The sequence below is a fragment of the Moraxella equi genome (assembly GCF_002027555.1).
Taxonomy (GTDB): domain Bacteria; phylum Pseudomonadota; class Gammaproteobacteria; order Pseudomonadales; family Moraxellaceae; genus Moraxella; species Moraxella equi.
Genome location: NZ_MXAP01000006.1, coordinates 1 through 12,142 on the forward strand (window position 1 = coordinate 1; position 12,142 = coordinate 12,142).

14 protein-coding genes are annotated in these 12,142 nt (G+C 45.3%); 7 read left to right on the forward strand and 7 right to left on the reverse strand.

The window, feature by feature from the left end; all coding sequences use genetic code 11:
* The 3 genes from B5J93_RS00300 to B5J93_RS00310 all read right to left on the reverse strand — a co-directional run.
* A partial coding sequence (locus B5J93_RS00300) for a DMT family transporter (RefSeq protein ID WP_143823459.1) occupies window positions 1–402 on the reverse strand: 402 nt, incomplete at its 3' end.
* 87 nt (window positions 403–489) lie between these two features.
* Entirely contained in the window at window positions 490–2,046 is a 1,557-nt protein-coding gene (gene ahpF, locus B5J93_RS00305; RefSeq protein WP_079323887.1) for an alkyl hydroperoxide reductase subunit F, read from the reverse strand.
* A 107-nt stretch (window positions 2,047–2,153) separates the two neighbouring features.
* Complete coding sequence (locus tag B5J93_RS00310; RefSeq protein WP_078274799.1) at window positions 2,154–2,336, reverse strand: hypothetical protein; 183 nt, start codon at window positions 2,334–2,336, stop codon at window positions 2,154–2,156.
* On the opposite strand from B5J93_RS00310, the gene B5J93_RS00315 reads away from it, so the two are divergent.
* Window positions 2,335–2,556 (forward strand): HP1242/YdcH family protein, encoded by a 222-nt coding sequence (locus B5J93_RS00315; RefSeq protein ID WP_079323888.1) that lies wholly within the window; start codon window positions 2,335–2,337, stop codon window positions 2,554–2,556. The genes B5J93_RS00310 and B5J93_RS00315 overlap by 2 nt on opposite strands.
* Window positions 2,557–2,677: 121 nt before the next feature.
* On the opposite strand, the gene B5J93_RS00320 is transcribed toward B5J93_RS00315, so the two are convergent.
* Complete coding sequence (locus B5J93_RS00320) at window positions 2,678–3,280, reverse strand: hypothetical protein (RefSeq protein WP_079323889.1); 603 nt, start codon at window positions 3,278–3,280, stop codon at window positions 2,678–2,680.
* A 165-nt stretch (window positions 3,281–3,445) separates the two neighbouring features.
* The gene (ahpC, locus tag B5J93_RS00325) at window positions 3,446–4,012 is read right to left on the reverse strand and encodes an alkyl hydroperoxide reductase subunit C (protein WP_079323890.1); all 567 of its coding nucleotides are present in this window, start codon (window positions 4,010–4,012) and stop codon (window positions 3,446–3,448) included.
* Window positions 4,013–4,214: 202 nt separating this feature from the next.
* On the opposite strand from ahpC, the gene B5J93_RS00330 reads away from it, so the two are divergent.
* Window positions 4,215–5,111 carry a hydrogen peroxide-inducible genes activator gene (locus tag B5J93_RS00330; RefSeq protein WP_079323891.1) on the forward strand — a complete coding sequence of 299 codons (897 nt, stop codon included), beginning with the start codon at window positions 4,215–4,217 and terminating at the stop codon, window positions 5,109–5,111.
* Window positions 5,112–5,143: 32 nt separating this feature from the next.
* Here B5J93_RS00330 and B5J93_RS00335 read toward each other — a convergent pair whose 3' ends face one another.
* Together B5J93_RS00335 and B5J93_RS00340 are read right to left on the reverse strand one after the other, a co-directional pair.
* Window positions 5,144–5,779 (reverse strand): M48 family metallopeptidase, encoded by a 636-nt coding sequence (locus B5J93_RS00335; protein ID WP_079323892.1) that lies wholly within the window; start codon window positions 5,777–5,779, stop codon window positions 5,144–5,146.
* A gap of 126 nt (window positions 5,780–5,905) precedes the next feature.
* The gene (locus B5J93_RS00340; protein WP_079323893.1) at window positions 5,906–6,550 is read right to left on the reverse strand and encodes a YiaD family glycine zipper/OmpA-like lipoprotein; all 645 of its coding nucleotides are present in this window, start codon (window positions 6,548–6,550) and stop codon (window positions 5,906–5,908) included.
* 598 nt (window positions 6,551–7,148) lie between these two features.
* Between B5J93_RS00340 and B5J93_RS00345 the strand changes: the two genes are divergently transcribed.
* The 5 genes from B5J93_RS00345 to minE all read left to right on the forward strand — a co-directional run bounded on the left by B5J93_RS00345 (window position 7,149) and on the right by minE (window position 12,140).
* Window positions 7,149–8,108 (forward strand): acetyltransferase, encoded by a 960-nt coding sequence (locus B5J93_RS00345; RefSeq protein ID WP_079323913.1) that lies wholly within the window; start codon window positions 7,149–7,151, stop codon window positions 8,106–8,108.
* A gap of 342 nt (window positions 8,109–8,450) precedes the next feature.
* A complete protein-coding gene (locus tag B5J93_RS00350) occupies window positions 8,451–9,557 on the forward strand; it encodes a hypothetical protein (RefSeq protein ID WP_079323894.1) in 1,107 nt (368 codons plus the stop codon).
* A gap of 262 nt (window positions 9,558–9,819) precedes the next feature.
* On the forward strand, window positions 9,820–10,653 hold the full coding sequence (gene minC / locus B5J93_RS00355; protein ID WP_079323895.1) for a septum site-determining protein MinC: 834 nt from the start codon (window positions 9,820–9,822) through the stop codon (window positions 10,651–10,653).
* A gap of 394 nt (window positions 10,654–11,047) precedes the next feature.
* Window positions 11,048–11,863 carry a septum site-determining protein MinD gene (gene minD, locus B5J93_RS00360; RefSeq protein WP_079323896.1) on the forward strand — a complete coding sequence of 272 codons (816 nt, stop codon included), beginning with the start codon at window positions 11,048–11,050 and terminating at the stop codon, window positions 11,861–11,863.
* 1 nt (window position 11,864) lies between these two features.
* Window positions 11,865–12,140, forward strand: coding sequence for a cell division topological specificity factor MinE (gene minE / locus B5J93_RS00365; protein ID WP_079323897.1), 276 nt, complete (start codon window positions 11,865–11,867; stop codon window positions 12,138–12,140).
* Window positions 12,141–12,142: the final 2 nt, after the last annotated feature.

A 12,142-nucleotide genomic window follows, 5' to 3' on the forward strand; every position in this document is an offset into this window, starting at 1 on the left:
AAGTTCGGTTGGTATATGCATGCCAAGCGGACGCACGGGCATTTGTATCAGTCCAAAATGGTCAATCACCATGCCTGCCATCAGTTGTCCTAAGATGATTAAAAACGCCATGTTCACCAGTCCAATCTTAGGGGCTAAAAATGCCGTGATAAACACAAATACCGCCCCAATCGCTCCGCCAACCCACCGCCACCAAGCCTGCTTCGGGATATTCTCGGACATGCTTTGCCAATCGCCTTGCCAAAGCATGACAAACCCCAAACACAGCGTACCAATAGCAAAAGAGAAAAACGCTGCCGCCAACGGCTGACCGCCCAGACCGATGGCAAGCCGTGAGTTAATCGCCGCCTGCACCGCTATGCCCATGCCAATGCCGAATGCCATCAAAAAATACCACATCATACACCCCAAAACTCTCAACAAAAAGCACACTTTATCATAAAGTGTGCTTTTTGGGTATTAGACCTTTAAATACAAATCTTGAACCAATCAAGAATTCATCATGAGATACTCAAATGCCGACAATCCTGCCTTTGAGCCTTCGCCCATGGCAATGTTGATTTGCTTATAAGGCACGGTGGTTACGTCCCCACAAGCAAACACGCCTGCCTTGCTCGTGCGACATTTGACATCAATCTCAATCTCGCCATGAGCGGTAACATCGACCAAGCCCTTGACGACATCAGAGTTTGGCACCAGTCCGATTTGTACAAATACCGCCGACAGTGGCAAAGTTACATTCTCACCCGACACTCGGTCTTGATAGATAAGACTATCTACTTTACCGCCATTTGCTATGATTTTCTGCGTGGCGGCGTTTTTGATGATTGTGATGTTGTCTTTGGCACTCGCTTTGTCAATCAGCACTTGGTCGGCACGCAGTTTATCGCCAAACTCTAACACGGTAACGTGTTGTACGATACCCGCCAAGTCCAACGCCGCTTCCACGCCCGAGTTACCGCCCCCAATGACCGCTACAGGCTTGCCCTTAAAGAAGGGGCCATCGCAGTGTGGGCAATATGCCACGCCGTTGCCGATGTTTTCATCTTCGCCTTTGACACCAAGTTTACGCCATTTGGCTCCTGTGGCAATGATGAGCGTGCGTGAAGTCCAACTTGCCCCTGTGTTTAGGGTAACTTGATAACCGCCTTTGACTTCTTCGATAGACGATACGCTCACGTGTTCTTTGACCGTGATGTTGTATTCTTTGATGTGTGTGGCAAGGTTGCTTGCTAGGGTGTTGCCGTTGGTAAGTGGGATTGAGATTAAGTTTTCAATGTCTTGGGTATCCTTGACTTGCCCGCCAATACGGTCGGCAACGAGTGCCACACGAAGTCCCTTACGAGCGGTATAAATCGCCGCTGCACTGCCAGCAGGTCCACCACCGATGACGGTTACGTCTTGGGTTTCTAGCTCTTCGCTTTGACCTTCGGCAAGTAAGTCGGGGTACTCGGCTTGAAGTTTGTCGATGATACGGGCGGTATCGACTTTACCATTTAAAAATGGTTTGCCGTTTAAAAATACCGCAGGCACGCCTTGAATGTTGTTGGCTTCGACAAGCTCGGGGAATACACCACCGTCAATCATCTCGTTTTCAATGCTGTCATTTAAGATGGCAAATTGGTTTAACGCTTGCACGACATCAGGGCAGTTGTGGCACGATAGCGAGACAAAGGTTTGAAATTTAAGTGGTTTTTGAATGCGTTTAACCAGCTCTTGAATGCCTTCGTCCAGCTTCATGGTATGACCGCCTGCGTGCAAAATGGCAAGCAGCAAGGACGTGAACTCATGACCGCCTGGGATGCCGCTAAACACAATGCCCGTATCACGGTTGTCGGTGGTAATCTTAAAGCTCATGGGCGATAAGTCAATATCCACCACAGTCTTGTCAAAGCCGATTTTGTCCGAGCAACCGGCGATTTGCTCCAAAAAGTCCACCAATTCGGCACGTTTGGCGTGGTCGCCTTGTCCCAAAATCATGGCAATGGGGCGGGTCATGTTGGTGCTGTAAGTTTTGACAGCGTCAAGTAAAGATTTGTCTAGCATGGTGTGTACCTATAAATTGCCTATGAATATGTTTAAATTACCTAGTATTATAAGGGTTATTTGATATTTAGAAAATTTAAACCTTTTTAATATTAAGTTTATAAAACTCAATTAATCCCAAAAAGAAAATTCATACAAAAAAGCACATAAAAAAGATAATTTTGCTTGCTTATGCCGCCAATTCTTGCTAAGATAAAGCCATGCCAAATAAGTGGATTTGGTGGGTAAGTTGCCATCAAATCAGCTGTTGGAATATCACTAACCCATTGATAAATCAGGAGAATTTTCATGTTCCCAGAATACCGTGAACTCATCACCAAACTAAAAACAGAAAATGATTTACACTTTGTCAAACTCTTTGACGCTCATAACAAACTTGACGAAGAGATTACCAACCTAGAAAATGACCCTGTTGCCGCCAACAGCCGTGCCGAAGAAATCGAAGGGCTAAAACGCAAAAAATTGGCTCTAAAAGATGAACTTTATCAGTATCTTTTGACCAAAGCATAATCAATCGCTTATTTAAGTGATAAAAAACACAGGCTAGACGACCTGTGTTTTTGTTTGGCCGTAATTTTTTGATGATAAAAAATCGCCCAACATATTGAGCGATTTTTGTGATTTATCAAAATTAGCTGATGTTGCAACGAGCTTTTTCTTTGGTGGCAAAGTCTTCGATGAGTGCTTTCATCTTCTCGGGGGTAATGCTCTCTTGCATGGCAGCTTCTAGCTTTTGATTGGCTTCGCTCTGACTCATCTCTACCATCTTGGCTTGGTCTTCTTCGGTCATGACGATAGGCTCGCCATCAATGCTCTCACCACGAGCCAGTTTTTCTTGTTGCTCGGTGTATTTTAGCACCTTTTGACCGACTTCGCTTTCATAGAATTTATCTGCTTCTTGGATACCTTCAACGCCAACAGCGTCCACGAGCGTCTGCTTGCTGGTCTCATAATAGGTCGCTTCACCGTCTTTGGACATCAGACAAGCCCCTTGCTCTTCGGTGATGTCAGGATTGGTCTGTGCCAAATGCATGAGCGTGGACGCTTGTAAGATTTTATTCATCATGGCGATGCTTGGTGAGTTATCCAAATTAACACTGGCGGTCTCGGCAGGGGCAGTTTGGGTGGTCTCTGCGGTATTGGCAGGCTGTTCGGCAGGGGCTTCGGTCTTGTTACAAGCGGTCAGTAGGGTGGCAGACACGGCAACTGCCAATAGGGTGCGGTAGAGTGTCATAAAATCGTCTCGATGTTGTTAATAAAATGTCTAAAAATGAAGAACAACAATTTTAACACACATTCACCAACTTGACCGATGTTTTTGTCATAAAATAAAAACCGCCTAACCTGATGGCTAAGCGGTTTGAGTTATCTAAAATCTTAGAGTAACTAAATTATTAGATTAGATTTTACCAACTAGGTCTAGGCTTGGCTTCAAGGTCTCTTGACCCGCTTCCCAAGCGGCTGGGCAGACTTCGCCGTCATTTTCACGCACGTATTGGGCAGCTTTGACTTTACGAATCATGTCTTTGGCAGAGCGACCGATACCTAGGTCGTGAATCTCAGCAACTTTGATAAGACCGTCTGGGTCTACTAGGAACGTACCACGCAATGCAGCATGCTCGTCTTCAATCATGATGTTAAAGCCACGAGTGATTTTGCCAGTGCCATCACCTAGCATTGGGTATTTTACTTTGCCGATGGCAGGAGATGCATCATGCCATGCTTTGTGAACAAAATGGCTGTCGGTAGAGACGGCATACACTTCCACGCCAAGGGCTTTTAGCTCTTCGTAGTGGTCAGCCATGTCTTCAAGCTCAGTTGGGCAAACGAACGTAAAGTCGTGTGGGTAGAACATGAAGATAGACCATTTGCCTTTGGTATCTTCTGATGAGATGGTTTTGAACTCACCATTTACAAAAGCTTCGGTGGTAAATTCTGGAATTTGTTGGTTGATGATAGCAGTCATATTTTCACCTATGGTTTGTTGTTAAAAATGTCAATGTGATGAGCATTTGAAGCTTACTCATCAAAGGATAAAATCCTTAAAGTCATTACATGATAACAAAAATTAACGGTTTATCCAGTTAAAAGTTTTAAATAAAAGGTTTTGTTTTATCAAACTTAGGTGTAAAATAGCAGATATGATTTTTTAAAATAAGGAATGCGTGATGATTACCTTGCGTCAGTTAGAGTTCGCCCTTGCCGTTGCCAAGCACAAGCATTTTAAACGTGCTGCCGAAGAGTGCAACATTTCCCAATCTGCCCTAAGTCTTGGCATTGCTGAGCTTGAAAAACAGCTAGACACGCAGATTTTTGAGCGAAATAACAAACAGGTGCTTATCACGCCCATCGGCGAAGAGCTGTTGGAGCGAGCCCAGCGCGTGTTTAGCGAGATTAGCGACTTAACGACCCGAGTCCACAGCCATCAGTTGCCCCTTGCCTACCCGATGACGATAGGTATTATCCCAACCATCGCTCCGTATCTGCTTCCCAAAGTGTTGCCAACACTCAAAGACAAATATCCCCAGTTTGAGATGGCGGTGACCGAAAAGCAGACCGAACGTCTGTTAGAGCAGGTACGTTATGGGCATATTGACACCGCCATCGTGGCACTGCCTTATGCGGTTGATGGTCTGCATGCCTTTGAGTTTTGGGCGGAGAATTTTTATGCCATTTTCCCCAAAGATGGCAATCATGACGAAACAAGCATTTCAAGCACGGAGCTGTTTGAAAATGACGTGTTACTACTGGGTGAGGGGCATTGTTTGACCGACCAAGTGCTGTCGGTTTGTACCATGAATAAAAACGAGCTAAAATCAGGCTTTTCGGACGCCAGTCTTAATACACTCATTCAGATGGCAAAAGTGGGCATGGGGACGACCCTAGTGCCTAAGATGGCGTTAGAGCAAATCGGCGATGACGTAACTGCCTTACCCTTAAATGAGACAGGACCGCACAGACGACTCGCGTTCGTTACTCGCCTAAACTATGCACGGGTCAATGACGTCAAAATCCTAAGCGAGATTTTTAATGAAGCCTTGACCGCCCATGAAGCCAAAGGCTAAGCCAATTAAGGCTTGCCTTTTAGCAAATTATGTCATGTCTGATAGTCAGGCATGGCTTTTTTGACTTCATGCCAAAAGGCAGGGCTGTGGTCGGGATGGATAAGATGGCACAGCTCATGCACAAAGACATATTCGGTGCAGGGGTAGGTAGGCAGGTAAGTGGATAGCCAAATGCGAGCTTCATGGGTGTTGCAACTGCCCCAGCGAGTGTGCATTTTCTTGGTGCGAATCTCATCGGCAAAGCGACCGACCACAGGTTGCCATGTGTCTGCCAGAGCAGGCAGGAGAGTTTTGAGTTCATGCTCATAGATGGTAAGTCGGCAGGCATGGGGGTCTTGGCGTTGCTGTTTTGATAGCCTGATGGGGTGCTGTGTTAAATAATCTGCCACATCAAAAGGCTTGCCCCACAGCTTGGGATGGGCATGGCTTGAGCTGTGGTCGGTGTGGGTGTGTTTGCGTTTGTGGGCGTGAGCCATTGCCCATGCGGACTTGGACATGATAAGGCGGTGGATGTCATCATCGGACAGATGACGTGGCACGCTGACAGCAAAGCAGGTGTGAGCGTTTATGAATGTTAGGCGAAAATTGACGTTTTTGACGGCTTTTTTGTGGATCATGAGCGTGATGTCATGTTTGTCAAAATGGGCGAATAAATCGGTGTGGGGCATGGGTGGTGATGTATTGAGTTTAAAAATATTTTAGCATGATGACTTTTAAAAAGAAAAATTAAAAAGAAAAATTAAAAAGAAAAAACAGGTCACGTACATGACCTGTTTTGGCTTATCCAAAAAGGATTAGTTCACGCTTTGTGGGGCTAGGATGGTTAGCTCAACACGGCGGTTTGGCTCATAACTGCTACCAAACTGAGTGGTTGCACCACGACCAACAGCACTGATGCGGCTAGCACTCACACCTTGACCTGCTAGGTAGTTAGCAACAGCAGCGGCACGGTTTTGTGATAGTACTTGGTTGGCGTTGGCGTTACCTTCGATAGACGCATAGCCGTTTACCATAACCGTGGTTTGGTTGTATTGGTTTAGGGTGTTCGCCACTTGGTTTAGGGTGTTGTACGAGCTAGGCTTGATGTCATATCTGCCAACATTAAAGGTAATCGCCTCTGGGATAGACAAGTTAATGTTGTTGGTGACAGGGTCTCTTTGTACTTCAATGCCTGTACCTGCGGTTTGCTGTCTTAATTTGGCTTCTTGCTTGCTCATGTAAGCGCCAACACCTGCACCGATGGCAGCACCGATGGCAGCATCACGACCTGTGTGTTCACCGCCAGTTGCCTTAGAGATGGCAGCACCTAAGGCAGCACCGCCCAATGCACCAAGACCTGATTTGGTTACGGTGTTATTCACGCCTGTGGTACCAGTGCTGGCACAACCTGCCAAAATCATGCTTGCAGAAGCGGCGGTGATGGTAAGAATTTTTTTCATGGGATACTCCTATTAGAGATGGTAAAATGAAAGTCCTCAAATGCGGTTTGGGCTTAACTTTGATATGGGTGTTTAGATATTAAAATCTAAACAGATATTTAAACACAAGCCCAAACCATTTGATGAGTGATGAGACTATTATGCCGTAAAAAACTCTCTTATTTGTTATAAGTATGTAGTTAATCGGTTATTTTAATTGTAAAAATGGACTGGTATTTTGCACAATCGCCCTAAAATAGGGGCAATTCTTACAGGAAAATGCATAAAATTTTGGTAAAATTGTATCAAAATTTGTCAAAATGGGCGGTTTTTACCATGATTTTTGTCTATTTTAAATAATAACGATGGTAAAATCGACTTATTTGTTTTTAAAGTCATTTTTTTAAAAAAGCTTTTGAAAACTTTGATAATTTTTAATTATTTTTTTAATTATTTTTTGATGTTTTTGATTATTTTGATAAAAATTTGCTAAAATAGTGCATAATAATACACTCATCATCAAGCGACATCGGGGTGCGGTATGGTACTTATCCTGATGGGTTGATGACGAGTAGATTTTGACACAAATTGTTACATTTATCTGATGGGCGGTTTTCGTATGCATAAAAATAACCCTAATACCACCTCCTTTTTTCAAAAAATCCATGACAAACACCCCAAACTTGCCCAAAAACTCCGCCTAGGTACGGGGCTTGGGACGATGGTTGCTAACAGCGTGGCAATCAGCGTGCCGTTATATGGGGCGGGGCTTGCCAAGACATTGCTTGGCTCAAAGCAGGGCGATAAGGTGGTACTATCTATCGCCAATCACTGGATTAACACCAACAACCGCCTGCTAGATACGCTCATGCCAAAGCGTGACTGGCGGATATCGGTGCCTGACGACCTAAAAAAAGGCGGGCGGTATCTGCTTGTGTGCAACCATCAGTCATGGGTGGATACAAGCGTGGTGCAGTATGTGAGCGAGTCACGGTTGCCGATTACTCGATTTTTTGCCAAGCATGAACTGCTCTATATTCCTATCGTGGGGCAGGCGTTTTATTTTTTGGATTTTCCGATGATGAAACGCCACTCTAAGGTACAAATCGCCAAAAATCCTGCCCTTGCCACTCGGGATTTGGAAGAAGCCAGACGTGCCTGTGGACTGCTCGCTGATAAGCCATTTGTTCTGCTCAACTACCTAGAAGGCACACGGTTTAGTAAGGACAAGCACGCCCGCCAAAACTCGCCTTATCAGCACCTATTAAAGCCCAAAGCAGGGGGCTTTGCCTTAGCCATCGCCAGTTTGGGCGATAAGATAGACGGCATACTGGACATGACGGTGGTCTATCCTGATGGCGTGCCTGACTATGGCGAGCTGTGGGCAGGTAAGATGACCCGTTTGGGGGTGGACATTCGTCATCTGGACATGGATGAGCGGTTATTTGCTGATTTAAAAGATGGCAAATACGACAGCGATGAGACGGTCAAGGCGGAGCTGTTTGACTTTTTGGATACGGTGTGGACTGTCAAAGATGAGCGAATTGGGCAGATGATGCGTGAGTTTGAGCAGGTCTAGCATGGCTTAAAATGCCAATCTTAGCTTAAAATTCTAACCTATTGATTTGTCAGTGATTATTTTTCATGGTGGGGTAGATGATATTTGCCCCATATCCTATACCCAACAAACCTGATATTTACCACAGGTTTGTAGGGATTGGCTCCACACATCTTTTAATATTGTCATTTTTAGGGTCGTGCTCAGCACGCCCCTACACCCAAACATCTTGCGTTTGTGGTAATTTTAAAGTTTTTTGGGTGTATAAAGCTAAAAACAAGACAAAAAAACCAAACCTTTTAAAACCGCCCAAAAAGTTTTACAATACCCCAATGTTTACAAGTTTAATCATAGCAAAACACCATGAGTAGCAAACACACCCCCGAGTTGTCCGACCTAGAAATCCCCCAACCATCTGATGTGCCAGATGATGTCATTCCACTCTTTGGCACGGACAAGGACGAGCGAGAGCCGACCGCTAAGCAAAGTCGCACCAAAATCATCTACGATGTCGGCATGCTTATCCTGCTGGTCATTGACCTGTGTTTGATATTTGCCGATAACATTTTGATGAGCGGACTTGTGACCAAACTTGCCGAATGGGGCGGATTTAGTGGCATGCTTAGTGCTTATCAAGAGCGATACCATGTTGGTTTATCCGCCATTGGGGGAATGTTTACGCTGTTTTGGGTGAGTGAGCTGTTGGTGCGGTGGCTACTTGCCATCAAGCGTCGCACTTATTATCGTTGGTTCTTTTTTCCTTTTGTGCATTGGTATGAAGTGCTGGCGTGTTTTCCCATGCTTCGTGCGTTAAGGCTACTGCGAGCAGGGATTATCATCAAACGCTTGCATGACACAGGCGTGATGGTCATTCCCAAAACGTGGATAACATCCGCCCAGTTTTATTACCATGTCATCTTAGAAGAACTCTCGGACAGGGTGATTTTGACCGCCATTGATAACTTTCGTGAGCAGATGGTGCAGTCTAAGACGCATGGTACACTGATTCAGACGACCATTGACCGTAACCGTGCTGAGTTTGAGAGCGTGGTGCTTGATTTGCTTCGCCGTGAGCTTGCCCCGAAGTTACAGCAGGCGTTTTTGGCACAGACAGGGCAACAGCTCTCGCATGACATTGGCACGTCCGTTGAGCAGGCACTGCTTGACACGCCTGAGCTAAGACGTTATCTTAAACTCATTCCCATCGCAGGGGGCATGATAGAGTCGCAGATTACGAGCGTGGGTCGTCATATTGGCGAGAATGTTACCATGGCGGTCAATGAGCATTTGTTTGATGAAAAAACCCTAGACGCCCTGATGGTCAATGTCGCCAAAGGGGTGGCAAGCATTGATACCACACACCCACAACTACAAAAGCTCGTGAGTGGGGTGATTGATGACGCTCTAAATGCCTTTGAAAAGCAAGTCAAAGTCCAGCAGTGGAAGCACAAAGAGCAGTTGCATTTATAAAAGGGTGCTTTAATCTCAATTTAAAGTTACAACTTATTGATTTTTCAATGATTATTTTTCGGATTGTAGGGGTGATTTACATTCGCCCTTGATAAATCAATCGCTTATACAAAGTGAGGGTGGGGTAAAGGATTTATCATTTTGCCAAATAAACCCGTGCCACTCATCACCAAAAATGCCAAAATCGCCACCCAAAGGCGATGATTTTGCCCCAAAACACTAAAAAAATGGTAAAATTGGCAAAATTTTAGGTGATGATGTTATGAAACCGATTACTTTATTTGGCAAAATGCTTAGTTTTAGCCGTCTAAAACTGCACACTGACGACCTGACCGCCATTCAAGATGAACTAAGTGTTCTATTAAAAGACAACACGTCCGTGCCTGTGGTGCTAGACAGTGAGTGTAAGCTTGATTTGTCGGCATTGGTTGAGATGTTGTGGCAGATGGGCGTACAGCCGATAGGCGTGGTTGATGGCGCGCTAAGCGAGCAGGCAAACGCCCTGCGACTGGCGACTTTTCCTGCCGATGGCAAACGCATGGAGCGTATCAAGCCGACCGATTCACGTCCTGCCTCCATAAAGGCGGACAATGCAAATAATGCCCAATCATCAGAATCTAGGTCATCAGAAGCTAAGCCATCAGGACAAGCAGGCGAGTCCACCAATCAGCCGACAGCCCAAAAAGAAGCGACCGCCACCCAAACCCAAACCGCTCCCCTAGGGCTAGACACTGCCGATAACACCTCCAAACAAGAGCAGGGCGTCACCAGTAGCGTACACAGCCAAATGCTTCGCTCGGGTCAGAGCCTGCAACATTTGGGCGGTGATTTGATTGTCATTGGTGGGGTCAATAAAGGGGCAGAAGCTATTACTGACAATAGTTTGCACATCTATGGACATGGACAAGGGCGATTGGTGGCAGGGGCGACAGGCGACAAACACGCTCGTATTTTTTGCCAAAAGTTCAACCCCACGCTGGTCTCGGTGGCAGGCACCTACTGTCTTAGCGACGCCATTCCGCCTGAGATGATAGATGAGGCGGTGCAAGTCAGCTATGATGAAGATAAGGGGCTTATCTTTACGCTCATGGCGTGATGGGTTTGGTTTATCATTGTTCAGGGCATGTTGAACCTTTGTAACACAATTTACATTTTAGAAAGTTTAAAAAAATAAAATGATGTTTTTGCATGAAAAATGGCTAAATCTTGTTTTTCATAATAAAAGCTCGTTTGATAGAATGGCTATCAAACTTCACTTTTCCCTTGAAAAACGTGCGATTTTTCTCATTTTTCATTGCAAATACAAAAGTTCAACATGCCCTAAAATTATGGTAAAATAGATAAATTTTTTCTAAATCTTGACTGCTAGTAAATCATTGATGAATAGGGTAAAAATAACAGCAATGATAAAAAAGACAGTTGAGTACAAAGTATTTTTAAATTGCTAATATTGATAAATGTAGCAATACCAAATTATAAGGAGTTGCCCTGTGGCAAAAATCATCGTAGTAACATCAGGTAAAGGCGGTGTGGGTAAGACCACCACCAGTGCGTCTTTTGGGGCAGGTCTGGCAGAGCGTGGTTATAAGACGGTCATCATCGACTTTGACGTGGGTTTGCGTAACCTTGACCTTATCATGGGCTGTGAGAACCGCATTGTCTATGACTTTGTGGATGTCATCAGTGGTAATGCCAAGCTCTCACAAGCACTGGTCAAAGACAAACAGCAGGAAAATCTGTACATTCTGCCTGCCTCGCAAACCCGTGACAAAGACGCCTTAACCGATGAAGGTGTGGCGGCGGTCATGAAAGAGCTGTCTGATGAGCTGGGCTTTGACTACATCATCTGCGACAGTCCGGCAGGGATTGAGCGTGGGGCACAGCTTGCCATGTATCACGCCGATGAAGCTTTGATTGTCACCAACCCAGAAGTATCGAGCGTGCGAGATTCTGACCGTATCATCGGTATCTTGCAGTCTCGAACCAAGCGTGTTGAAGAAGGTGGTAGCGTCAAAGAACATCTCATCATCACTCGCTACAACCCAGAGCGTGCCGCTCACGGTGAGATGATGGGCATTGATGACATTGCCAATGACATTCTAAAAGTGCCACTCATCGGCGTCATTCCAGAGTCGAATGCTGTGCTAGAAGCGTCAAACCACGGTCAGCCTGTCATTTATTTTAAAGACTCGGCAGCAGGTCAATGCTATGATGACATCGTGGCACGATTCTTGGGTGAAAACCGTCCTTTGCGTCACATTGATGTCAAAAAGAAAGGTTTGTTTGCTAAGTTGTTCGGGGGCTGATATGAAAAAAGGATTTTGGAGTACGTTATTTGGTGGGGGTGATGAGCCAACCAGTGCGTCTATCGCCAAAGACCGCCTAAAAGTCATCGTCGCAAGCCACGACCGCCTAAACACTCGCCTGACCCCTGAGCGTGTGGATGAAATGAAGCGTGAGATTTTGGCGGTGGTCAATAAATTCATCAGTGGCGTACAGATTAATGATGTCAATATCAAACAGCGTCATGAAGAAAGCCTTGATGTGCTTGAAATGAACATCAATTTGCCCGACCGCAAATAACA